Genomic DNA, 22,538 nt, shown 5'->3' with positions numbered 1-22,538 from the left:
TCTCCCCGGCGGGGAGAGGGGGGTTGACTGAGGCACGGCCCAAGACTGGCAAATCCTCCCATCCCTCCGTATAATCGCCGGTTCGACCCACCAGGACGGGTCGTGAACCGATCGTGGCAGGACGGAAAGAGTGGCCTTACGGGTCGCCGCCAGATCAGTCAGAAACCGGGGTTCAAGCCCCATCAAGGAGCATTCCCATGCCCAAGATCAAGACCAACCGGGCGGCGGCGAAGCGTTTTCGCAAGACCGCGTCGGGCAAGTTCAAGGCCGGTCACGCCTTCAAGTCGCACATCCTGACCAAGAAGTCGACCAAGCGTAAGCGCGGTCTCCGTGCCACCAACCACGTCAAGGCTTGCGACACCAAGGGTGTAGCACGCATGTTGCCGTACTTGTAAGGCGAGGAGATAAACCATGGCTCGTGTAAAGCGTGGCGTTACCGCCCGTCGTCGTCACAAGAAGATCATTGGCCGCGCGAAGGGCTACTACAACGCCCGTCGCAAAGTCTTCCGCGTTGCCAACCAGGCCGTCATCAAGGCTGGTCAGTACGCCTATATCGGCCGTAAGCAGCGCAAGCGTCAGTTCCGCGCGCTGTGGATCGTTCGTATCAATGCCGCCGCTCGTCAGTTCGGTCTGTCCTACAGCCGCCTGATCAACGGTCTGGCCAAGGCCGGCATCACCGTCGACCGCAAGGTGCTGGCTGATATCGCCGTGCACGACATCAAGGCGTTTGGCGCGATCGCAGAGAAAGCGAAGGCCAGTCTGGCCGCTTGATCGTCTGGCGCCTGGCGCCCTGACGATATGATGTGATCAAGCGGGGAGGAGGCCACACGCCTCCTCCCCGTTTTTGTTTGGGTTGCTCGCGACTTTGCTTCCTCTCCCCGCCGGGGAGAGGACTGAGGTGAGGGGACACGACTTGCCCCGATTCTCAATCGAAGCACGCTTCGATGCAGCGATATCGCTAGAGCCGCCCCTCACCCCAACCCTCTCCCCGCCGGGGAGAGGGGGCAGAAGCGAGAGTCGCATCGATGGATGACTTGGACAGCCGCGCCGCGCAAGCGCTGGCCGATATCGAAAAGGCCGACACGCTCGAGGCGCTCGATGCGCTGCGCGTGAGCCTGCTGGGCAAGAGCGGCATAGTCACTGCCGCATTGAAAGCGCTGGGCGCGCTGTCGCCCGACGAGCGCAAGGCGCGCGGCGCCGAGGTCAACCGCATCAAGGATCGTCTTGCCGACGCGCTGGCCGCGCGCAAGCAGGTGCTTGAGCAGGCGGAACTCGATCATCGCCTCGCCTCCGAAACCATCGACATCACGCTGCCCGGCCGCAACGGCGAGCGTGGTGGCATTCATCCGATCACGCGCGCGCTCGAGCGCATCAGCGCGATCTTCGCGCGCCTGGGTTACCAGCGCGCCGACGGTCCGGAAATCGAAGACGACTGGCACAACTTTGAGGCGCTGAATTTCCCGCCGCATCATCCGGCGCGCGCCATGCACGACACCTTCTACTTTGGCGATGGCCGCCTGCTGCGCACGCATACCTCGCCGGTGCAGGTGCGTTCGATGCAGGGACGCCAGCCGCCGATCCGCATCATTGCGCCGGGCAAGGTCTATCGCAGCGATTCGGATCAGACCCACTCGCCGATGTTCCATCAGATCGAAGGCCTGCTGGTCGATGAGACCTCGAGTTTTGCGGATCTGAAGGGCACGCTGGCCGAATTCATCCGCGCGTTCTTCGAGCGCGATTTCGAAATGCGTTTCCGCCCCAGCTATTTCCCCTTCACCGAGCCCTCGGCCGAAGTGGACATCCGCTGGGATGCCGAAGACGGCAGCACGCGCTGGCTGGAAGTACTGGGCTGCGGCATGGTGCATCCGAACGTGCTGAAGAACTGCGGCATCGATCCGGAGCGTTACACCGGCTTTGCCTTCGGCCTGGGCGTGGAGCGCTTTGCGATGCTGCGCTATGGCGTCTCCGATCTGCGCGCGTTCTTCGAGAACGATCTGCGCTTCCTCAAGCAGTTCGCGTAAACGCAGCAGGAACCGATACGCATGAAATTCTCCGAGAACTGGTTGCGCGAACTGGTCGAGATCCAGGCAGACCGCGCGACGCTGTCGCACGCACTGACCATGGCCGGCCTGGAAGTGGAAGAACTCACGCCGCTGGGTGAAGGCCTGGACGGCGTGGTGGTGGCCGAGATCATCGGCGCCGAAAAACATCCTGAAGCCGACCGCCTGCAGGTGTGCAAGGTGGACGCGGGGCAGGGCGAGCCGCTGCAGATCGTCTGCGGCGCGCCGAATGCGCGCGTGGGCATCAAGGTGCCGCTGGCGATGGTCGGTGCGACCCTGCCCGGCGGCATCAACATCAAGGCCGCCAAGCTGCGTGGCGTGGAATCGTTCGGCATGCTGTGCTCGGCCAAGGAGCTGGGCATCGACGCCGATGCGTCGGGCCTGCTTGAACTGCCAGCCGATGCGCCGGTGGGCAAGCCGTTGGCTGCCTACCTTGGCCTGCCTGACGCGAGCTTCGAATTGAAGCTCACGCCGAACCGTCCCGATTGCCTCGGCCTCTACGGCCTCGCCCACGACGTGGCCGCCTTGTTCGGCAGCCGCGTGAAGACGGGCGAACAGGCGGCTGCGCCCGTGAGCAGCGAAGCGCGTCGCGGCATCCGCCTCGAAGCGGGCGCCGATGCGCCGCGCTATCTCGGCCGCATCATCGAAGGCATCGACGCGAAGGCGCGCACGCCGCTGTGGCTGGCGGAGCGTCTGCGTCGCGCGGGCCTGCGTCCGATCAGTGCCGTGGTCGACGTCACCAACTACGTGATGCTCGAACTCGGCCAGCCGCTGCATGCGTTCGACAACGATACGCTGCACGGCGATATCGTCGTTCGTCATGCGTGTGATGGCGAAACGCTCAAGCTGCTCGACAGTTCCGAAGCCAAGCTCGACCCGGGCTTCGTGCTGATCGCCTACGCTACCAGCGGCCTGGCCGTGGCCGGCGTGATGGGCGGCTTCGATTCGCGTGTCACCGACGATACGCGCAACGTGTTCCTGGAATCCGCACACTTCGCACCGGCGGCCATCATGGGTCGCGCGCGCAAGCTGGGCATGCATACGGACGCCTCGCATCGCTTCGAGCGCGGCGTTGATCCGGCGCTGCCGCAGCGCGCGCTGGAACGCGCCACCGAATTGCTGCTCGCGATCGCGGGCGGCAAGGCCGGTCCCGTGCTGATCGCCGAGAACCTTGCGGATCTGCCGACGCCGGCCACCGTCGTGCTGCGCCGTGCGCGCCTCAAGCGCGTGCTGGGTATCGAGGTGGCGGATGCCGAAGTCGTGCGCATCTTCACTGCGCTGGGCATGAAGGTGGTGCCGCAGGCCGATGGCTGGCAGGTCACCGCACCCAGCAGCCGCTTCGATATCGAGCGCGAAGAAGACCTGATCGAAGAGGTCGCGCGCATCCACGGCTACGACAATATCCCGACCCATACGCCGGCCGGCGCGCTGACCCTGGCGGCTGAGCCGGAAGCACGCCTCAACGAGCTGGCCGTGCGTGAGCAACTGGCCGCCCGCGGTTACTACGAGGCGGTCAACCTGGCCTTCATCGGCAACGACGTGCTGCAGCGCTGGGGCATGACCGAGCAACTGGTGCCGCTGGCCAACCCGCTATCGGCGGAACTGGCGATCATGCGCCCGTCCCTGCTGCCGGGGCTGATCGTGGCGCTCTCGCACAACCGCGCCCGCCAGCAGGAGCGGGTGCGCCTGTTCGAGCTGGGCCGTACCTTCCGCATCAGTGCCGAGGCTGCCGCCCGCAAGCATGCGCCGACCGAGACGCCGACCCTGTCCATCGTCGCCAGCGGCATCGCGCATGCGGAGCAGTGGGGCGAAGCCTCGCGCACGCTGGACTTCCATGACATCAAGGGCGACCTCGATGCCCTCATCGCCTGGGGCGGCGAGCCCGATCGCTGGGCCTTCCATGCCGACGGCTTGCCGGGCTGGCTGCACCCTGGCCGCGGCGCCCGCGTGGCGCGCGACGGCCAGACCGTGGGTTACCTCGGTGCCCTGCATCCGCAGCTGGCTAAAGCCCTGGACCTGGGTGCCGATGTCCATGTGCTCGAACTGGAGCTGGACCCGGTCCTCGCCCGCCGCCTGCCCAAGGCCGTGGCCGTGCCGCGCTTCCCGTCCGTGCGCCGCGACATTGCGGTGGACGTGCCGGAAGAGGTGAGCTGGTCACAAATTGAGCAAGTGGTTCGCACCACCCTGGGCGGCCAGCTCAAGGAGCTGCGCCTGTTCGATCGCTATAGCGGCAAGGGGGTCGAACTAGGCCGAAAGAGTCTCGCTATGGGCTTGATTTTACAGGACGCTTCACGCACCCTTACTGACGACGACGCCGACCGTAACATTCGTGAAGCAGTCGGTGCGTTGGAGATGGCATGCAAGGCGAAGTTGCGAGGATAAGATGGCGCTGACCAAAGCAGAGATGGCCGAGCGCCTCTTTCTCGAGGTGGGCCTCAACAAGCGTGAGGCAAAAGAATTCGTGGACGCCTATTTCGAGGTGGTCCGCGAAGCGTTGGAAAAGGGCGAGCAGGTGAAGCTGTCGGGGTTCGGCAACTTTGACCTCCGCCAGAAGAACCAGCGACCGGGACGCAATCCGAAGACGGGCGAAGAGATTCCGATTTCCGCCCGCCGCGTGGTGACGTTCCGACCGGGTCAGAAACTCAAGGTGCGAGTCGAGGGCTATGCTGGACCAAGGGAATAACACCGAGCTGCCCGCCATTCCGGCGAAGCGCTACTTCACGATTGGTGAGGTAAGCGAACTGTGTGGCGTCAAGCCGCACGTGCTGCGGTATTGGGAACAGGAATTTCCCGCACTCAATCCAGTCAAACGCCGCGGCAACCGTCGCTATTACCAGCGTCACGACGTGCTGATGATCCGTCAGATCCGTGGCCTGCTGTATGACGAGGGCTTCACCATCACCGGCGCCCGCGCCCGGCTGGAAGGCCCGCAGGCGCGCATGGAGTCGAGCATTTCCCACCAGATCGTGCGCCAGGTGCGCATGGAGCTGGAAGAAGTCCTCGCGCTGCTGCGTCGCTGAACTTTCATCACGACTTCCGGTACTACCGGCTTAGCTGGTAGACTTGTCGTCTTGCCGATCATCGGGGCGTAGCGCAGCCTGGTAGCGCATCTGCCTGGGGGGCAGAGGGTCGTGGGTTCGAATCCCGCCGTCCCGACCAATTCGGCAATAGATAGGAAAACGGTGCCCTTGGGCGCCGTTTTTTTTGCCCGCTGTTTGCGCCACTCCAAAGCCTTTTTGCAGCGGCCCTGAGCGGGTCCGAAAAGCACGCGAAGAAGGCTTCGCTGCAGCAGAGCCCTATCTCATTCGCAGGAATAACCGCACGGCTCCTAGCTTGTTGGCCCGATGGACAAGTCCTAGACTGAACATGTGCAATATCACGTACATGTCGGGAGAGTCCCCCATGAGGACCGTGAACTTCACGGAGGCAAGAAACAATCTGAAGGCCGTGGCCGATCAGGTGGCGGAAGACCATACCGCTACGCTCATCACGCGCCGCGATGCCGAGGATCTCGTGATGCTTTCGGCCAGCGACTACAACTCCATTCAAGAGATGCTGTATCTGCTCAGCTCCAGGGCGAACGCAGCGCGCCTTAACGAGGCGATGGAAGAGGCCGATGCCGGCCTGCCGGCTACCGCCCGCGTGCTTACTCCGGACGATCTGGCAGATCTGGCCCCACGCAAGCGCCAGGCCGGCAAGGTCATGGACGAGCCCAGCCATCCGGCCCCTATGCTGATTCGCCGCCACACCGGCGTAGAGACCAAGGTCAAGGCTGGTGACTCGAAGGCCAGCCGGGTCTCGTCCGCCACGTCTGGCAAACCCAAGAAATCTTCCAAGGCCACGCCAGCGAAGCCGGCCTCCAAGCCCAAGAAAAAGGCGTGACGCGCCGTGGACCAAGACAGGAACAGGGATGATCTGTGGTGGTCGAAGCGGGGCTGGGAGGACTACCTTTATTGGCAGGCACGCGATGCCGCCAAGGTCGTGGCGATCAACGACTTGATCAAAGACATTCGCAAGACTCCCTTCACGGGGCTGGGCAAGCCAGAGCCTTTGAGGGAGAACTGGTCCGGTTGGTGGTCACGGCGCATCACCCTGGAGCACCGCCTGGTCTATCGGCTGCTGGACATCCCCACGCCAGGGCGGAAGCAGGCCAGTACGACCATACGGATGATCCAGATCGTGCAGTGCAGATTCCACTACTGAATCTGCACCGCCCAACGGCTATTGCTCAATAAAGCACGCGACTGCGCAGCGTCCCCGGAATGGCCGAGAGCCGGTCGCGCAGCTCGCCCGACTGCTTTTCGTCGGCGGCCACGTCGATCACCACATAGCCCACTTCGCTGTCCGTCTGCAGGAACTGCGCATCGATGTTGATGTTGCCGGCGGAGAACAGCTCGTTGATGCGCGAGAGCACGCCCGGCACGTTGCGATGGATGTGCAGCAGGCGGCGGCTGCGTGGATGTTCCGGCAGCGAGACTTCGGGGAAGTTGACCGCCGAGAGGGTGGAGCCGTTGTCGCTGTAGCGCACCAGCTTGGCGGCCACTTCGATGCCGATATTGTCCTGCGCTTCCAACGTGCTGCCGCCGATGTGTGGGGTGAGGATCACGTTGTCCATGCCCACCAGGGGCGAGACGAACGCATCGTCGTTGCCCTTGGGCTCCACCGGGAACACGTCCACGGCGGCGCCGGCCAGGTGCTCCGAGCGCAGCGAGGTGGCGAGCGCCTCGATATCCACTACGGTGCCGCGCGAGGCGTTGATCAGCAGCGAGCCCTTGCGCATGCGGGCCAGTTCGCGGGTGCCGATCATCAGTTGCGTGGCGGGCGTCTCGGGCACGTGCAGGGTGACTACATCGGCGCGTTCGAGCAGGTCTTCCAGGCTGTTGGCGGCGCGGGCGTTGCCCAGCGAGAGCTTGGATTCGATGTCGTGGAAGATCACGCGCATCCCCAGGCTTTCGGCCAGCACGCCGACCTGGGTGCCGATATGGCCGTAGCCGACGATGCCCAGCACCTTGTCGCGCGCCTCGAAGCTGCCTGCGGCGGACTTGGTCCAGCCGCCGCGGTGGCACAAGGCGTTCTTCTGCGGCACGCCGCGCAGCAGCATGATGGTTTCAGCGATAACCAATTCCGCCACGCTGCGCGTGTTGGAGTAGGGCGCGTTGAACACCGGTACGCCAAGCCGGCGGGCACTGCCCAGGTCCACCTGGTTGGTGCCAATGCAGAAGCAGCCGACCGCGATTAGCCGTTTAGCCTGCTGAAGCACCTCATCGGTCAGGTGCGTGCGCGAGCGGATGCCGACGATATGGGCCTCGGCGATGCGGGCCTTCAAATCGGCCTCCGGCAAGGCTTTTTCGTGGTATTCGATCTGGCTGTAGCCCGCGCGCTGGAAGCTTTCCACGGCGCTGCGGCTGACGCCTTCGAGCAGGAGTACCTTGATGTCTTGTTTCGGGAACGAGGTCTTCATGGGCCGTTGCGCAATGGAGTACGCCTGCACTATGCCACGGCTTGAAGCGCTTTTGCGGCGTCGCAACACTGGACGATGCAAAGCGGCGCTGGCAGGCTTGCAGCACACCCGGGGACTACCGCATGACTGATGCTCGACTGGCCGCGCTCGCCGCCCGGCTGCCCAATCTTCGCCTGCTGACCGATCCGGCCGATCTGGAGCACTACGGCCGCGACTGGACGCGCCGCTGGACGCCCGCGCCGCTGGCGATTGCGCTGCCGGCCGACGTCGCCGAACTGCAGGCGGTGGTGCGCTGGGCCAACGAGCAGCAGGTGGCGATCGTGCCGTCGGGCGGGCGCACCGGCCTGTCGGGTGGCGCAGTGGCGGCGAACGGCGAGCTGGTGCTCAGCCTGGAGCGCATGAACCGCGTGCTCGGATTCGATGGTGTGGACCGCACACTGACCGTGCAGGCCGGCATGACGTTGCATGCGGTGCACGAGGCTGCGAAGGAGCAAGGCCTGCTCTATCCGGTGGACTTTGCCGCGCGCGGCTCCTGCTCCATCGGCGGCAATATCGCCACCAATGCGGGCGGCATCCGGGTGATCCGTTACGGCAACACGCGCGAGTGGATCGCCGGGCTCACCGTGGTGGCCGGCAACGGCGAGCTGCTGCAGCTCAATCGCGGGCTGATCAAGAACTCCAGCGGCTACGACCTGCGCCAGTTGCTGATCGGTTCGGAGGGAACGCTGGGCGTCGTGGTCGAGGCGACCTTGCGCTTGACCGATCCGCCGCCGCCCTCGCAGGTGATGTTGCTGGCGCTGCCCACCATGGATGCGCTGATGGAAGTGTTCGCGCTGTTCCGCTCGCGCCTCACCCTGCAGGCGTTCGAGTTCTTCACCGATGCAGCGCTGCGCCATGTGTTGGCGCACGGCGCGCAGCGGGCCATCGATGGCGAGCATCCGTATTACGTGGTGACCGAGTTCGACAGCAGCGAATCGGCGCAGGATGCCGCTCTCGCTGCATTCGAATCGGGCGTGGACCACGGCTGGATCAGCGACGGTGTCATTGCGCAGAGCGACGCGCAGGCGGCCGCGCTGTGGCGACTGCGCGAAGGCATCACCGAGAGCCTTGCGCCGCATCGCCCGTACAAGAACGACATCTCGCTGCGCATCAGCGCGCTGCCGGCCTTCCTGCGTGAGATCCAGGCTTTGCTGGGTCGTGAGTATCCGCACTTCGACGTGGTCTGGTTTGGCCATATCGGCGACGGCAACCTGCATATCAATGTGCTGCGTCCGGACGATCTGTCGGACAGCGATTTCATCGCCCAGTGCGAGCACGTCACCAAGTTGCTGGCCGAAACGCTGCAGCGGCACGGCGGCAGCATTTCCGCCGAGCACGGCATCGGCCTGGTCAAGCGCGCGTATCTGGGCAGCACGCGTAGTGAGGCGGAAATCGCCCTGATGCGCGGCGTGCGGCAGGTGTTCGACCCCAACGGCCTGCTCAATCCAGGCAAGCTGTTTGTCTAAGGGCTCGATGGCGCCCAGGGGCGCTGGCTAAGCAGGACCTAAGTCGGCGCAGGGATGCTGTGCAGACCTCACTTCCGACGGGTTTCCCCATGCGTCCTTTGCCCACCCTGCTGTTTTGCGCCCTCGCGGCGGCGTTTGCCGGCCATGCGTCGGCCGCCCAGGCGCCGACCGATATGCGCGTGCTCGCCCGCCTGCCGCTCGGCGGCGCCGGCGGCTGGGATTACCTCAGTTTCGATGCGCAGCGCCGCCATCTGTTCGTGACGCGTGGCGACCATGTCGAGGTGGTGGATGTGGATCAGCACAAACGCATCGGTGCGATCCCCGGTACGAAGGGCGTGCACGGCGTGGCGCTGGATCAGTCGGCGCATCGCGGCTATGCCAGCAATGGGCAGTCTGCCTCGGTCACGGTGTTTGATCTCGACACCTTCGACGTCGTGGCGACCATCAGCGGTACGGGCGAGAAGCCCGACGCCATTGCCTACGACCCCGCGTCGAAGCACGTGTTCACGTTCAACGGCAAGGGACATTCCTTCAGCGTGATCGATCCCGCCACCCAAACGGTGACGAGCACGGTGGCCTTGCCCGGCAAGCCGGAATTTGCGCAAAGCGATGAGGCCGGATCGATCTACGTGAACATTGAAGACACGGCTCAGCTGGTGAAGATCGACACGCGCAGCAACACGGTGGCAGCGACTTGGTCACTGGGCACCTGCGAATCGCCGAGTGGCCTTGCCATCGACCGCAAGCTGCATCGCCTGTTTTCGGTCTGCGACAACAAGCAGATGGCCGTGACCAATGCCGACAACGGCCAGGTCGTGGCGCGGGTGCCGATCGGCGAGGGCCCGGATGCGGTGGTGTTCGACGAAGCCACGTCGATGGTGTACAGCTCCAATGGCGAGAGCGGCGACATCACCGCGATACGCCAGAAGGATGCGGACCACTACAGCGTGGTCGCTGCCATTCCCACCCAGCCCAGCGCACGTACGCTCGCGCTCGATCCCAAGTTGCATCGGCTCTACCTCTCGGCGGCCAAGTGGGCGTCCGCACCGAAGGAGGGCGCTCGCCCGGACATCGTGCCCGATAGCTTCACGGTGCTGACCGTCGGCGCACCCTGAGGCTGCCTCCGGCGCACTGAGAGGTGCGCCGGCGCAGAGGTGATCAGGGACGGCGTGATAGCCTTATAGGCCGTCCCCGTTCGCTTCTGGAGCATCGAGCATGTCGCAGGAACTTCGCACCCTGTATCCCGAGATCGAGCCGTATGACACCGGCATGCTCAAGGTGTCGGACCTGCACACGCTGTACTACGAACAGAGCGGCAACCCCAACGGCAAGCCGGTGGTGTTCCTGCATGGGGGCCCAGGCGGCGGCACCAATCCGAAGTGCCGGCGCTTTTTTGATCCGGCGGTGTACCGCATCGTGCTGTTCGATCAGCGCGGCTGCGGCAAGTCCACGCCGCACGCGGAGCTGCACGAAAACACCACCTGGAACCTGGTCAACGACATCGAGCGCATCCGCGGGCATCTGGGCATCGATCGCTGGCAGGTGTTCGGCGGCTCCTGGGGTTCGACGCTGGCGCTCGCCTATGCGCAGACGCATCCCGAGCGCGTGACCGAACTGGTGCTGCGCGGCATCTTCATGCTGCGCCGCTGGGAGCTGGAGTGGTTCTACCAGAAGGGCTGCGATGCGCTGTATCCCGATGCCTGGGAAACCTATCTGAAAGCGATCCCCGAGGTCGAACACGGCGACCTGATGAGCGCCTACTACCGCCGCCTGACCAGCAGCGACCCGATCGAACGCGTGGAAGCGGCGCGTGCGTGGTCGGTGTGGGAAGGCGCCACCAGTTATCTGTGGCAGGACGAAGGCCACATCCAGTCCAGTGGCGAAGACGAATTCGCACTGGCCTTCGCCCGCATCGAATGCCACTACTTCGTGCATGGCGGCTTCTTCGAGCACGACGACCAGTTGCTGCGCAACGTCGATCGCATCCGCAAGATCCCCGCGGTGATCGTGCAGGGCCGCTATGACGTGGTGTGCCCGATGCGCAGCGCCTGGGATCTGCATCGTGCCTGGCCGGAAGCCGACCTGCGCATCGTGCAGGATGCCGGTCACTCGGCGTTCGAGCCGGGCAATATCTCGGAACTGATCAAGGCGACGGATCGTTTTCGTAGCTGATCGAGCGTGATGGGTGACCACGAACCCCGGTGGGTGACCGCCGGGGTTTTCTTATGCCTGCGACACCGCCAGCCTTGGAAACACGTGCAGGCTGACATGCGCACGCTTGGCCTGGCGCTTGGCACGCGCTGCAAGCATGGCGATCGATTGCGCGCGCTGCGGCAGCGGGGGCGCCAGTTCCACGGCCCCCATCACCACCGTCGTGAACGGAAAAAACTGTGGCTCGCCGCGCCGGTCCTTGCCATGCAGACCGCCATGGACGATGTCGATCGCATCAAACAACTGTGGCGCCCGCACATTGAAGGTATCGATCACGCGCTGGCAGCGCACTTCCCAGTCGCTGCTCTGGAACAGCACCACGAAATCGTCGCCGCCGATATGGCCGATAAAATCCAGCGCCGGATCCACATGCTCGCTCAGCAGCCCTGACAGCAGGCGGATCATCTCGTCGCCGCGGGAATAGCCGTAGTGATCGTTGAACGGCTTGAAGTCGGTGAGATCCACGTGCACCACGGTGAAGCACTCGCCGCCGTCGATCAGCCGCTCCAGGTGTTCGGTGGTGGGGATATTGCCGGGCAGGAAGGTCAGCGGGTTGGCGTGCCGCGCCGCTTCAATGCGCAGCTCGCTCACGCGGCGTACCAGGGCTTCACCCGTGCCCAGGCCTAGATAGACGCCCTTGCGCGTCACGATGAAACCGTCGGCGAGATAGCGCTGGTCCTCGCCGCGCAGCACGTCGGCAAGACTCTCGAGGCTGCGGTTTTCATCGCACACCAGCGGCGCGCTGTTCATCAGCGCCGTGCACGACTTGCGCGCCAGCAGTTCGCGGGCGAAAGGCTGGGCCATGCGTTCGTTGACCAGGCGGCGATTGATCAGGCCGATCGGCTGCCCGTCCTTCACCACTGCCACCGCATGCAGCTCGGGATGATCGACGAACAGCGCCATCACCTCCTCGTTGGTCTGGCGCGGTTGCACGGCCGGCGCCTCGATCAACAGATGGCTGACCTGGGTGGGACGCTGCGTGACCGGGCCACGCGGGCGCGGCAGCACAGATACCGCCGCCGTGCGCAGCACCTGGCGGGATTCGGCGCTGGCTTCACGGACGACGTGTTCGGCAGGGCGGCCGATCAGGAAGCCTTGCGCATAGGGAATGCCCAGGTCGCGCAGGACGCGCAGGTCGGCCGGGTCTTCCACGCCTTCGCCGACCAGGTCGGTGCCCAGCGATTCGGCGACCTGGCAAAGCGAACGCACGATGGCGAGGCGTCCTGCACTGCGCGAGATACCGTTGATGAGGTAGCGGTCGATTTTCACCACGTCAGGGTGGATCTCGTTCCACATCTCGAAGTTGGAATGGCCGTTGCCGAAGTCGTCCAGCGCGATGCGGATGCCATGCGCACGCAGATAGCCCAGCGCATGGGCGAGGCGGGCAGGGCTTTCCACCACGTCGCGCTCGGTCACTTCGATGGTGACGCGCGCGGGATCGAGTCCGCACGCCGACAACGCCAGCAGCACGTCGTGAGGACGCAGCGTGTCGTGCAGGATCGCATGTGCGCTCAGGTTCACCAGCAGGCGGCCCGAGGCCGCCTGCGCGTCGAACGCGCTGCACAGCGTGCGCGCGGCGTGCAGTTCCAGTTCGGCCAGCCGGCCTTCCATGCGGGCCAGGTCCAGCAGATCCAGGATGGACAGCTGGCCCGGCATGAAGGCGCAACGGCTCAAGCCCTCGTGCGCCACCACTTCGAGCGTGTCGACGCGCACCACCGGCTGAAAGACTGGCTGCAGGCTTCCTGCGGCGAGCGCGCGCTCAAGCATGGCCTGTGGCGTGTAGTGGGGGAGGGGTCTGGCTGGCATGCCCTGTTCGATGTCAGGCCGCGGCCCGAGCTGGATGCGTCATGTCGGATGAGAGGCGCGCATCATGCGGCGCCCCATGCTGGCCTTCCGCTTGGGGAAGGCGGAAAAAGGCGACCTGCTGCATCAGCGTGTCGGCATCGGTGGCCAGTGCGCGGCCGGTGTGCTTGATGTCTTCCACCAGCTCGGCATTGGCCTGGGTCATGCCATCCATCGCCATCACCGCGCGATTGACCTGGCTGATGCCGCTGACCTGGGACAGCGTGGCGCCGGAAATCTGCGAGACGCGCGTGGACACGTTGGCGATGCTGAGCACGATGCCGTCGAGCGCCTCGCTCGAGCGCGTCACGCGTTCGCGCGCGGTGTCCACCGCGTCGCCGCTGCGTTCCACCAGGCGACGGATGTCCTTGCCGGCATCCACGCAGCGGCGCGCGAGCTGGCGCACTTCGCTGGCCACCACCGCGAATCCGCGGCCGCGCTCGCCGGCCTGGGCCGCTTCAATGGCTGCATTGAGCGAGAGCAGATTGGTCTGGAAGGCAATGCTGTCGACCAGGTCGACGATCTCGGAAATATCGCGGCTGGCCTTTTCGATGGCGCGCATGGAGTCGATCGCTTCGTCAGCCACCTGGCGTCCGTGCTCGGCGTGCTCCAAGGCATCGCGTGCTGCGGCTGCTGCGCCATCGGCGTGGCCCGCACCCAGCGTGGCGGTGTCCGCCATATGGGTCATCGAGGCGGTGGTCTGTTCCAGGCTGGCGGCCTGCGCCTGCGTGCGCGAGCTCAGCGCTTCGTTGTCCAGCGCAAGACGGCGCGCGCGTTCGCCCACCGATGCGGCGCCGACGCGCACTTCGGTCAGCACATGGGTGAGCTGGGTATCCATGGAGGCGAGCGCGCGCAGCAACTTGCCCAGCTCGTCGCTGGCGCCGACCTCGATCGCTTCGCCCAGCGTGCCGGCAGCGATGCGCTGGGCCACCTGCGTGGCGCGCGTGAGGCGCTGCATCAGCGAGCGCATCAGCGCGCCATCCATCACGATGGTGACGGCCAGCGCCACGCTCAGCAGCACCAGCAAGAGCACCATGCCGTCGCGATCGGCCGCGCGCTGCATGGCTACCTGCTGGTTGCCCTTGGCCAGCGCGGACTGGAACAGGTTGGCGAAGTCGCTCTGCAGCGGCTCATAGGCCGGCTGCACTTCCGTGGTGAGCTTGAGGCCGCCGATATCGAACTGACCGGCATCGAGCAGGGCGAGCGTCTCGTCGATGATGCGGTCGGCTTCGGCGCAATGCGCCACGGTGAGCTTGAGCGTCTGCGCCTGTTCCTGTGCCAGCTCGCTGCCCAGCAATGTTTTCCAGTGGCGCTCGGCATCGATGCGGTCGGCGTGGATGCGCGTGTGCGCGTCTTCCACGGCGGACGGCAGCTGGGACATCACGGCATGGACCAGCACCTGTAACGTGCTGTTGTAGTCGTTCTGCACGCGGCCCACGTCGGCGACTGGGCTGAGGGATACGCGTATCGGCGCGACGCAACTGCACCATGCCGGCCACGCAGGTGATCGCCAGCAGCGACACGATGGCCAGCAGGCGAAACAGCAGACGCTGGCGTAGCGTCAATCCGGAGGTCGGCTTGGAGAACTTGAACATGGGGAAGTCCGGGGTGAGGGAACTGCAAGAGCTGTCGGCTCACCGCGCGGTAACTTTAGCCAAAAGTGCAGAAAAAACGTTTTATATTCAGCTTGTTATGACTGCCTCGTGGGGTCGAGGCAACGCGGAAATGATGGCACGGAAAGATGTCGGCTCCGTGACTTATGTGCTGCACTTCACAGGTGCCAGCCAAAGAAAAACCCCGCCGGTGAGAGCGGGGTTTTGTCCGACCGCGAGATGACGAGGCTCAGCTCGCCGGCAGCTGCTTGGTGCCGAAAATCTTGTCGCCCGCATCGCCAAGCCCGGGCAGGATGTAGCCGTGCTCGTTGAGGCGCTCGTCGATGGAGGCGGTGTAGATATCCACATCCGGATGCGCCGCCTCGATACGCTTGAGGCCCTCGGGCGCAGCGACCAGAAACAGGCCCTTGATGCGCTTGCAGCCGGCGGCCTTGAGCATGTCCACGGTGGCAACCAGGGTGCCGGCGGTGGCCAGCATGGGATCGACGATCAGCGCGATGCGTTCGTCCATGCGGCCGGTGAGCTTCTCGTAATAGGTGATCGGCTCGAGCGTCTCTTCGTTGCGCTGCAGGCCAACCACGCTGACTTTGGCGGCGGGAATCATGTCGAGCACGCCGGGCAGCATACCCAGGCCCGCGCGCAGGATCGGCACGATGGTGACCTTCTTGCCCTTGATCTGATGCACGGTGAGCGGGCCGGCCCAGCCGTCGATGCGCTGCTCGACGGTTTCCAGATCCTTAGTGGCTTCGTAGGTCAGCAGCGAAGCCACTTCCGAGGCCAGCTCGCGAAATTCCTTGGTGCTGATGCCGGCGCGGCGCATCAGGCCGAGCTTGTGCTGGATCAGAGGGTGACGGACTTCGACGATGTTCATGGGCAGACCTGGCGGCAGAGTCGGTGAATTGTCACTCACGTGGCGTGATGAGGGCGAGCGGTTTGTCCAGCCGAAGCTCGCGATCAATACCCGCCTTCGCGACCAGTTCCGCATCGTGGCTGACCAGGATCAGCGAGCCGCGATAGGTCGCCAATGCCTGCTCGAGCAGCCGGCGGCTGTCCAGATCCAGATGGCTGTCCGGCTCGTCGAGCAGCAAAAGATCATAGGGTTCACGCGCGCTGTCGAGTGCCAGCAGGGCGAGCTTCACGCGTTCGCCCCCGCTCAGCGCACCGGCGGCCACGTCGGCACGCTGGCCACGCAGGCCGATGCCCGCGAGATATTCGCGATAGCGCGTCGGTGCATGGCCGGGTGATAGCTCGCGCAGGTTCTCCAGAGCGCTGTGTTGGTCATCCAGCAAGCTGTAGTGCTGGTCGATCAGCAGCAACCGTTCGCCACGCCGGAGTTGTCCACCGCGTGGGGGCAAACGCCCGGCGATGGCGGCGAGCAGACTGGATTTGCCGCTGCCGTTGTCGCCGTGCAGGTAAAGGCGTTCGCCCGGTGCGAGATGCAGATTGATCGGCTGGTCATGTCCGTAGGGCGGTATGAAGTCGTGCAATTGGAGCGATGCACGTGTCGCCGCATGCTCACCCAGGTCGAAACGCTGGGCGCGATGCACGTCCACGCGAGCACGGGCCTCGGAGAGTTGTTCGTGTTGCCTGGCTTGTTGCAAACGCTGCGCGGTGAGCACGCGGGCACCGGTGTCTTCCGAGCGCTGCTTGCGTCGATCCAGCAGGATGGTGGGCATGTTCGCGTTTGCACGTTCGCGCTGGGCTTTCTGTTGTTGCTTGGCGAAACGTTGCCTCTCTTCGTGCTGTTTGCGCTCGAGCATCATCTGCTCGCGTCGCGCCTGGTCCAACTGCCGCCCGGCCGCCTGTTGGTCGGCATCACGTCGCGCGGCATAGGCGGCGTAGTCGCCGCCATAGCGACGCAAGCCTTGCGGCGAGAGTTCGTCGATGCTTTCCACGTCGGCCAGCAGTGCACGGTCGTGGCTGATCAACAGATAGCCGCCCGCGTGTGTCGTCAGCTTTTCGCGCAACCAATGCCGGCCGCGACGATCCAGGTGATTGCTAGGCTCATCGAGTATCAGAAAGTGGTGGTCGCGTTCGAGTATCTGAGTGAGCTTTAGGCGAACGCGTTCACCGCCGCTGAGGCTCTCCCATGGCCGTGCCAGCTCGCCCGGCAGCGCGGCCTGTTCAAGCCATCGGGTGGCCCGTTCGTGCACGGTCCAATCGTCGGCAAGCGTCTGGAAGTCCGCAGGATCAACGCTGCCTGCCTCGATCCGGCGCAAGGCCTCGAGTTTGTCCTCCAGGCCTAGGGCCGCGGCGATGCTGCCGCCGAATGCTGGCCAGCGTTGCGGTAGATAGTCGAGATCGACATGGCGAATGACATGCCCGTGGGTGGGCTCGATCCGGCCGGCAACGATCTGACCGAGCACGGACTTGCCGCTACCGTTGCGTCCAGCCAGCGCATGGCGGCCAACGGAAAAGGAGGTCTCGAGTTCTTTGAAAACGGGATCGCGACCCGGCAAAGCAAAGCCGAGCTGGTGGATAAATATGGCTATGGCTGTCATAGACCCTCCGGCAGGGGAGTGGCATACGACAAGGGGTCGGGCGCTTGAGCGCGCTGAGGGATGTCGACCGCCCTGTCACTCGTGGCCAGACGCAACGCACCCAAGGTGGGAGCGATCGGTTGGCAGGCGAGCGGCTTAGAGGCGCATGTCGGCGGTGAATCCCTGGAGGTTGAGAGTGCGCAGAATAACAGCCGATGCTTAAGCGCAAATAAAAAGGGCGCCGATAGCCACCGGCGCCCTGGTGGATGATGCCAAAGGGATCAGTGGCCCGCGTTGGGCGTGCCGCTGAGGCAGGCGCTCATGAACTGCTTGCGCTCGTCGCCCTTGAGCGACTTGGCATGCGGATCGGCATTGCAGGCCTTCATTTTTTCCTGCTGGGTCATCTTGGCCGGTGCGGCGCTTTCGCCCTTCAGGCAGCTGCTCATGAAGGTCTTGCGCTCGTCGCCGGTCTTGCCCGTGGCCTGCTTGTTGCAGTCGGTCATGCGCTGCTGCTGCGAATTCTTGGCGGGCGCGCTGCTGCTCGCCGCCTGCGGCGCGGCAAAGGCGGTGGAGGCGGCGAAGGCCAGCGCAACGCTGGCAACCATCAGACTCAAACGCGAAGACATGCGGGTACCCTCCTGGATGACATGACCGGCGAACGCCGGCGTCGCAAGTCTATGCCTGCTGGCAGGCGGCGTGGGAGGACACGCGTGATCGCCAAGGCATCCCGTTCAGCAAGTTGGTGGACGACTGGCTTGCGGACTTTTCTCAGCCTGGCGGGGCGCCAAAGCAAAGGCCACGCCCGTCGCCGGGCGTGGCCTCCCAGGGATGTGAAGCTACCGATCAGTGACCGTGGCCGTGCCCTTCGCCCTGGTCATCGTCGTCGTGATGGCCGTGCCCGTGGTCGTCGTCATCGTGATGACCATGGCCTTGTTCGCCGAACCGTCCCGGCACGAACAGGTCGACCACGAAGCCGTCATGGTCGGACACGCCGATCGCCTTGCGCACATCGGTGGCGGTGACGGCATCGGCCTCCGTCTGCACCGGCGCGTCGAGATCGGCGCGACCGTACTGCATCTTCAGGAAACGCAGCCGGGCGACGTCGTTCATCAGCGCATGATCGAGCACCTGCACCGTCGGCACCTCGCGACCCGAGTTGCCTGAGCCTGCCGCGGTATAGCCCTGGATCGGGCCGAACGCCTCGGTGTAGAGGAAGGAGTAGCGATCGTTCTGCGGCACCGATTCCACCGCATTCCACAGCGCCGGCCGCACGATGTTCTGGCCCAGTTTCAGCTGGTTTTCGCTGTCCTTGTACTTGCCCGAAGCCAGTCCCACCACGTCCACCCAGCCATCGCTGAACTGGTAGGCATTGAAGTCGCCCACCACCATCAACGGTTGCCACGGGTTGGTGATCTGCAGGTTCTGCACCTGGCGCGCCAGCGAGCTGGCCTGCAGGAAGCGCTTCTGGCGGTCGCGCACGGCGCTGTCGTCGTTGTCGTCGACATTGGTGCGGGCCTTCATGTGCACGGAGATCACCTGGAAGCGCACGCCGCGTGCTTCGGCGGTGAGCAGCAGCGGCGGATGGTCGTGTACGAACGCGGTCTGGCCGTTGTCATTCCATGTTTCATCGGCGGCCAGCTGCTGCACGGACACCACGCGTACACGGTCGCTGCGTACCAGGAAGCCCACGTTGATGCCGCTGGGATCGTGGCCGGGCACCAGGTAGGCCTGGTACTTGGCGCGGTAATCGTCACCCAGTTGCGTGGCCAGGCCTTGCAGCAGCGGCAGGCTCTTCACTTCCTCCACCGACAGCACGTCGGGCAGCTGCAGCACGCTGCCGATATAGGCGGACAGGCGTTGCGTCTTTACTGCCACTTCATCGGCGGTTGGTTCCTTGCTGCCGCCGCTGCAGGTAAAGACGGTGTTGAAGTCGGTGTCGCAGAAGCGCTCGGTGTTGAACGCACCGATGCGCAGTGCATGCGGTGCCGTGGGCGACACGGCGCGCGGCATCTCCGCGACGTGCTTCAAGGTGATTTTGGTCGGGATGAAGGTGTAGGCGCCGAAGTCGTAGGAGATGATGCCCTCGGCACGGAATGTGGTGCCCGCCACGAACGGCGTGTTGAGCGGCACGGCGCCGAAGTCCGCCGTGTTCATTTTGAACACTTCCGGATTGCCGCTCCAGTTGGGCAGCTGCACACCGTCGGGTACCGGCACGCTGTACCGCACGCCGGGGAGACGCAACGAGCGCTTGCCGTTCGCGGTGATGCTCACTTCCGCAAACGGCTCGCCGCTGAAACGCTTGTTGCCCGTGTTGATCATGCCGTTCTCGATCACTACGCGCATGCCCACGAAGCACTGGAAGTTGGTCGCGCCGCAGGACAGCTTGGCGGGATCGGACGAAGGCACCGCCTCGCCAAACACCACTGCCTTGGGCAGGCGTGCGCCATGCGACGTCACCGTGACGGCTGGGCTGGTGAGCTCGGGCAATTGAAAGTAGTTGGCGACCCTGGCGTCCACGTTCACCACATCGCCCACGGCCACCGTCGGTGCGCTGGAGGTGAACACGTAGATGCCGTTGGAGGTGAGCGGATCGGCATCGGCGCGCGCATCAGGCGTCTGCATGGTGAAGCCTTCCGGGCCCACCGCGGTGACGATGTTGCCCGTGGTCTTTACCGGTTTGCCCAGTAGCGGCGATATCTGCTCGTGGCCCTGGATCTGCCAGATTTCGGCGGCGACCGGGATGTCATAGAGGATGGCGCCGATCGCCGTATCGCGCGACAGCGGAAGATTGCCGCTGGGCTGGCTCAGCTTGACCTCGAAGGCCTTGTCGTCGCTCGGCGTGGTGCGGCCGTGCACCACCACGTTGAAGCCTGCCTGCATCTGCCCTTCGGCGATGCTGACGTTGGTATCGAGCGCGTCATAGTCATGATTGGCGACGGTCGCGGTGCCATCGAGCGTCGCCACGTGCACCGATACGCCGCCCGTGGGCGCCGGCTGGATGAGGCTGACCGTGAACGGCATTTGGACGTCCGCAGCGCCGCGCACCGTGGCGCTTGCATCGGCGATGGACAAGGCCTGGCCCAGCACGACGCAGCTGCTCGCACTGTTGTGCGGCGTCGTGGGAGACACGACGTTGAAATCCGCCTGGTTGTCGCCGGTGTTTTGCGGCAGGCCCGCAGCGGTCGGCTTGCGGCCATAGCCCTTGTCGGCATTGGTGGTGCCGAGAGACGCCAGCGGGGTGCCGGCCTTATACGCCGAACCGGTGGAGAGGCCCACCTGATCGATCAGCTGGCCCGAGCCATCGAGGATGGCAAGGCCGCCGTCATCGGTGACGCCGGTGCTGTACTTCAGGTCGCCCGCCACGCTGCCGGAGTAACCGCTGCTCGCGCTGTTGGTGAGCAACAGATAGCAGCCCGGCGCGATGGAGGTGCCGCTGGGCAGCGTCAGGCGCGTGCCCGTGGTGCCGCTGACGTTGGAGGCGTTGAACTTGTAGCCCGACAGATCCAGCGCCTTGCTGCCGCTGTTGAACAGCTCGACGAATTCGTCGTTGCCGCCGGCCGGGCCGCGGACGCGAAACTGGCTGATGCTGAGATCTGCCGCTTGCGCAGCGGTTGCCGACAGGGCGAGCAACAGTGCGACTAAAAGGGCACGTCGAATGTGCGCTGGTTTCATTGACCACTCCCTTCCTGGGTCCGGGGCGGACCCCAACAGGGAGAGGCTAAGCAGGCATTGCGACAGTTTTGCGAAGGAAGTTGCGGCGGCGCTTCATTTTGCGAAGCGCTATGCGTTCTGTGGTGTGACCGGCATCGTCGACGTGGCGTGAACGATGCCGGTCATCTTGCTGCTTCAGGCTGCTTCAGCCTTCGCTTCGGCTTTCAGCTTGCGCGGCCCCTGCAGCAAGGCCTGGCGCACGTGCGACACGACCAGGTCCACTTCGTCGCTGGTGACCAGGAAGTGCGGCGTGAAGCGCAGCGAGTTGGTGCCGCCGTGGATCACGCCGACGCCGCGCTCGCGCATGTATTCCTCGATCGAATCGGCGCCGTAGCACTTGAACTCCGGTGCCAGCTCGCATGAGAACAACAGGCCGGTGCCCTGCACCTTGGTGATCAGGCCGCCAAGTTCGTTCTTGAGCACGTTGAGCTTGTCGACGAATTCCTTGCCGCGCTCGCGGATGTTGTTGCGCACCTCATCGGTGAGCAGGTCGAGTGTGGCGAGCGCCACGTCGAGCGCACGCGGGTTGGCCGTCATGGTGTTGCCGTAGATGCCCTTGCGGTACAGCTCGGCGGTGCGTGCCGTGACGGCCAGCACGGACAGCGGATACTGGCCGGCATTGAGCGCCTTGGAGAAGGTCTCCATATCCGGCGGCGCGAGTTTCTCGAAGCCCGGATAATCGGTGACCGACAGCACGCCGTGCGCACGCAGGCCCGCCTGAATGGAGTCGACCAGCAACAGCGAACCGTGTGCTTCGGTGAGCGCGCGGGCCTTCTGATAGAACTCCGGCGTCACCGCGCGGCCCGGATCGCCTTCGCCCATCACCGGTTCCAGGAACATCGCCTCGATGAACCAGCCGTTCTTGTCCGCGTCTGCAAACACGGCTTCGAGCTGCGCCATGTCGTAAGGCTGCACGGTAAGCAGCGTGTCTTCGTGGCGATAGCTGGCCAGATGCTGCAGGTAGGTCTTGCGCGTGGAATCGGAGTAGAGCGCCGGCTTGTCGGTGCGGCCGTGGAAGGCGCCCTTGACCACCAGGCGCTTGATGGCGCGACCGGCATAACGTGCGCCCGGATCGGTCAGCAGCTTGGCGTTGACGTCGGCAATGCGGCAGGCAAGGCCCACCGATTCCGAACCGGAATTGAGCGCGAGATAACGCGTATACGGATTGCCGTCGCGGTGGCGGCCCAGTTCGCGATCCATCGCCTTGGCAAAACGCATCTGCGAGATGCTCGGCGTCATCACGTTGGCCATCACTTGCGGACGCGCGAGTGCGGCATCGATGGAGGCGTTGTTGTGGCCAAAGCCCAGCATGCCGTAGCCGCCGTTGTCGTGGATCACGGCGCCCTTGAAGCTCACCACCCACGGGCCGCGCGCAGCGGCGGGCAGGTACGGGTTGATCGCATCGTCGGGATAGAAGTTCACGAATTCCGACTGCACCTGCGCCATCTGTTCGGCTTCGTCGAGCTTGAGGAAATCGCCGAGCTCGCCGCGCAGTTCACGATGACGCGTCACCGCATCGCTGATCGCCTGCACCAGGTCAGGATGACTGGCCGCGTAGCGTTCGATGGTGGCGTCATCGAGGCCACTGGTCTGCGGTGCGCCGCCGAATTCGCGCATTTCGCGCAGCTGATCAATCACGCCCATGGGTAACTCCT

20 protein-coding genes and 1 tRNA gene are annotated in these 22,538 nt (G+C 64.7%); 13 read left to right on the top strand and 8 right to left on the bottom strand.

Going from position 1 to position 22,538, the window contains the following annotated elements; all coding sequences use genetic code 11:
• Positions 1–197: 197 nt before the first annotated feature.
• From rpmI to Y882_RS01165, 9 genes are all read left to right on the top strand, one after another.
• Complete coding sequence (gene rpmI, locus Y882_RS01205; protein WP_038615747.1) at positions 198–395, top strand: 50S ribosomal protein L35; 198 nt, start codon at positions 198–200, stop codon at positions 393–395.
• Positions 396–411: 16 nt separating this feature from the next.
• Positions 412–771 (top strand): 50S ribosomal protein L20, encoded by a 360-nt coding sequence (gene rplT, locus Y882_RS01200; RefSeq protein ID WP_017463630.1) that lies wholly within the window; start codon positions 412–414, stop codon positions 769–771.
• A gap of 254 nt (positions 772–1,025) precedes the next feature.
• Complete coding sequence (gene pheS / locus Y882_RS01195) at positions 1,026–2,021, top strand: phenylalanine--tRNA ligase subunit alpha (protein WP_046970036.1); 996 nt, start codon at positions 1,026–1,028, stop codon at positions 2,019–2,021.
• A gap of 21 nt (positions 2,022–2,042) precedes the next feature.
• Positions 2,043–4,442, top strand: a complete 2,400-nt coding sequence (gene pheT, locus Y882_RS01190; protein WP_046970035.1) for a phenylalanine--tRNA ligase subunit beta — start codon at positions 2,043–2,045, stop codon at positions 4,440–4,442.
• Position 4,443: 1 nt separating this feature from the next.
• Positions 4,444–4,743, top strand: coding sequence for an integration host factor subunit alpha (gene ihfA, locus Y882_RS01185; RefSeq protein WP_019467382.1), 300 nt, complete (start codon positions 4,444–4,446; stop codon positions 4,741–4,743).
• Positions 4,724–5,080 carry a MerR family transcriptional regulator gene (locus tag Y882_RS01180; protein WP_019467383.1) on the top strand — a complete coding sequence of 119 codons (357 nt, stop codon included), beginning with the start codon at positions 4,724–4,726 and terminating at the stop codon, positions 5,078–5,080. Before ihfA ends, Y882_RS01180 begins: the two co-directional genes overlap by 20 nt.
• 62 nt (positions 5,081–5,142) lie before the next feature.
• Positions 5,143–5,219, top strand: a tRNA-Pro gene (locus Y882_RS01175).
• Positions 5,220–5,462: 243 nt separating this feature from the next.
• Positions 5,463–5,942, top strand: a complete 480-nt coding sequence (locus Y882_RS19110; RefSeq protein ID WP_082120886.1) for a type II toxin-antitoxin system Phd/YefM family antitoxin — start codon at positions 5,463–5,465, stop codon at positions 5,940–5,942.
• Positions 5,943–5,948: 6 nt separating this feature from the next.
• The gene (locus Y882_RS01165) at positions 5,949–6,263 is read left to right on the top strand and encodes a Txe/YoeB family addiction module toxin (RefSeq protein ID WP_082120885.1); all 315 of its coding nucleotides are present in this window, start codon (positions 5,949–5,951) and stop codon (positions 6,261–6,263) included.
• A 25-nt stretch (positions 6,264–6,288) separates the two neighbouring features.
• Here the strand turns inward: Y882_RS01165 and serA are convergent, their stop codons facing one another.
• Complete coding sequence (gene serA, locus Y882_RS01160; RefSeq protein ID WP_046970034.1) at positions 6,289–7,521, bottom strand: phosphoglycerate dehydrogenase; 1,233 nt, start codon at positions 7,519–7,521, stop codon at positions 6,289–6,291.
• 122 nt (positions 7,522–7,643) lie between these two features.
• On the opposite strand from serA, the gene Y882_RS01155 reads away from it, so the two are divergent.
• The 3 genes from Y882_RS01155 (at position 7,644) to pip (ending at position 11,198) form a co-directional block, all read left to right on the top strand.
• Positions 7,644–9,026, top strand: a complete 1,383-nt coding sequence (locus Y882_RS01155) for an FAD-binding oxidoreductase (protein WP_046970033.1) — start codon at positions 7,644–7,646, stop codon at positions 9,024–9,026.
• Positions 9,027–9,115: 89 nt separating this feature from the next.
• Positions 9,116–10,141: a YncE family protein gene (locus Y882_RS01150; RefSeq protein ID WP_046970032.1), complete on the top strand. Its 1,026-nt coding sequence runs from the start codon at positions 9,116–9,118 to the stop codon at positions 10,139–10,141.
• Positions 10,142–10,241: 100 nt separating this feature from the next.
• Positions 10,242–11,198 carry a prolyl aminopeptidase gene (gene pip / locus Y882_RS01145; RefSeq protein WP_046970031.1) on the top strand — a complete coding sequence of 319 codons (957 nt, stop codon included), beginning with the start codon at positions 10,242–10,244 and terminating at the stop codon, positions 11,196–11,198.
• A gap of 51 nt (positions 11,199–11,249) precedes the next feature.
• Here the strand turns inward: pip and Y882_RS01140 are convergent, their stop codons facing one another.
• A complete protein-coding gene (locus Y882_RS01140; protein ID WP_052949563.1) occupies positions 11,250–13,043 on the bottom strand; it encodes an EAL domain-containing protein in 1,794 nt (597 codons plus the stop codon).
• A gap of 13 nt (positions 13,044–13,056) precedes the next feature.
• Entirely contained in the window at positions 13,057–14,508 is a 1,452-nt protein-coding gene (locus tag Y882_RS01135; RefSeq protein WP_162207378.1) for a methyl-accepting chemotaxis protein, read from the bottom strand.
• 59 nt (positions 14,509–14,567) lie between these two features.
• On the opposite strand from Y882_RS01135, the gene Y882_RS01130 reads away from it, so the two are divergent.
• Positions 14,568–14,915, top strand: coding sequence for a hypothetical protein (locus Y882_RS01130; RefSeq protein ID WP_046970029.1), 348 nt, complete (start codon positions 14,568–14,570; stop codon positions 14,913–14,915).
• 6 nt (positions 14,916–14,921) lie between these two features.
• Here Y882_RS01130 and upp read toward each other — a convergent pair whose 3' ends face one another.
• From upp to Y882_RS01105, 5 genes are all read right to left on the bottom strand, one after another.
• Positions 14,922–15,563: a uracil phosphoribosyltransferase gene (upp, locus tag Y882_RS01125; protein WP_046970028.1), complete on the bottom strand. Its 642-nt coding sequence runs from the start codon at positions 15,561–15,563 to the stop codon at positions 14,922–14,924.
• Positions 15,564–15,594: 31 nt separating this feature from the next.
• Positions 15,595–17,193: an ATP-binding cassette domain-containing protein gene (locus tag Y882_RS01120; RefSeq protein ID WP_046970027.1), complete on the bottom strand. Its 1,599-nt coding sequence runs from the start codon at positions 17,191–17,193 to the stop codon at positions 15,595–15,597.
• A gap of 260 nt (positions 17,194–17,453) precedes the next feature.
• Positions 17,454–17,798, bottom strand: coding sequence for a PsiF family protein (locus Y882_RS01115; RefSeq protein ID WP_046970026.1), 345 nt, complete (start codon positions 17,796–17,798; stop codon positions 17,454–17,456).
• A 217-nt stretch (positions 17,799–18,015) separates the two neighbouring features.
• Positions 18,016–20,844: a lamin tail domain-containing protein gene (locus tag Y882_RS01110; protein ID WP_046970025.1), complete on the bottom strand. Its 2,829-nt coding sequence runs from the start codon at positions 20,842–20,844 to the stop codon at positions 18,016–18,018.
• Positions 20,845–21,018: 174 nt separating this feature from the next.
• Complete coding sequence (locus Y882_RS01105; RefSeq protein ID WP_046970024.1) at positions 21,019–22,527, bottom strand: aminotransferase class III-fold pyridoxal phosphate-dependent enzyme; 1,509 nt, start codon at positions 22,525–22,527, stop codon at positions 21,019–21,021.
• Positions 22,528–22,538: the final 11 nt, after the last annotated feature.

The organism is Dyella japonica DSM 16301 (assembly GCF_001010355.1).
In the GTDB taxonomy this organism is placed as follows: domain Bacteria; phylum Pseudomonadota; class Gammaproteobacteria; order Xanthomonadales; family Rhodanobacteraceae; genus Dyella; species Dyella japonica.
The sequence above is the reverse complement of the archived record's forward strand: the minus strand, read 5'-3'. Positions and strand labels throughout refer to the sequence as shown.

Coding starts and splice junctions, on each gene's coding strand:
- pheS (WP_046970036.1), top strand. CDS start 1,026: ATGGATGACTTGGACAGCCGCGCCGCGCAAGCGCTGGCCGATATCGAA.
- Y882_RS01150 (WP_046970032.1), top strand. CDS start 9,116: ATGCGTCCTTTGCCCACCCTGCTGTTTTGCGCCCTCGCGGCGGCGTTT.
- Y882_RS19110 (WP_082120886.1), top strand. CDS start 5,463: ATGAGGACCGTGAACTTCACGGAGGCAAGAAACAATCTGAAGGCCGTG.
- Y882_RS01180 (WP_019467383.1), top strand. CDS start 4,724: ATGCTGGACCAAGGGAATAACACCGAGCTGCCCGCCATTCCGGCGAAG.
- Y882_RS01120 (WP_046970027.1), bottom strand. CDS start 17,193: ATGACAGCCATAGCCATATTTATCCACCAGCTCGGCTTTGCTTTGCCG.
- serA (WP_046970034.1), bottom strand. CDS start 7,521: ATGAAGACCTCGTTCCCGAAACAAGACATCAAGGTACTCCTGCTCGAA.
- Y882_RS01110 (WP_046970025.1), bottom strand. CDS start 20,844: ATGAAACCAGCGCACATTCGACGTGCCCTTTTAGTCGCACTGTTGCTC.
- Y882_RS01105 (WP_046970024.1), bottom strand. CDS start 22,527: ATGGGCGTGATTGATCAGCTGCGCGAAATGCGCGAATTCGGCGGCGCA.
- rpmI (WP_038615747.1), top strand. CDS start 198: ATGCCCAAGATCAAGACCAACCGGGCGGCGGCGAAGCGTTTTCGCAAG.
- rplT (WP_017463630.1), top strand. CDS start 412: ATGGCTCGTGTAAAGCGTGGCGTTACCGCCCGTCGTCGTCACAAGAAG.
- Y882_RS01115 (WP_046970026.1), bottom strand. CDS start 17,798: ATGTCTTCGCGTTTGAGTCTGATGGTTGCCAGCGTTGCGCTGGCCTTC.
- Y882_RS01155 (WP_046970033.1), top strand. CDS start 7,644: ATGACTGATGCTCGACTGGCCGCGCTCGCCGCCCGGCTGCCCAATCTT.
- upp (WP_046970028.1), bottom strand. CDS start 15,563: ATGAACATCGTCGAAGTCCGTCACCCTCTGATCCAGCACAAGCTCGGC.
- Y882_RS01130 (WP_046970029.1), top strand. CDS start 14,568: ATGCCGGCCACGCAGGTGATCGCCAGCAGCGACACGATGGCCAGCAGG.
- pheT (WP_046970035.1), top strand. CDS start 2,043: ATGAAATTCTCCGAGAACTGGTTGCGCGAACTGGTCGAGATCCAGGCA.
- Y882_RS01140 (WP_052949563.1), bottom strand. CDS start 13,043: ATGCCAGCCAGACCCCTCCCCCACTACACGCCACAGGCCATGCTTGAG.
- ihfA (WP_019467382.1), top strand. CDS start 4,444: ATGGCGCTGACCAAAGCAGAGATGGCCGAGCGCCTCTTTCTCGAGGTG.
- pip (WP_046970031.1), top strand. CDS start 10,242: ATGTCGCAGGAACTTCGCACCCTGTATCCCGAGATCGAGCCGTATGAC.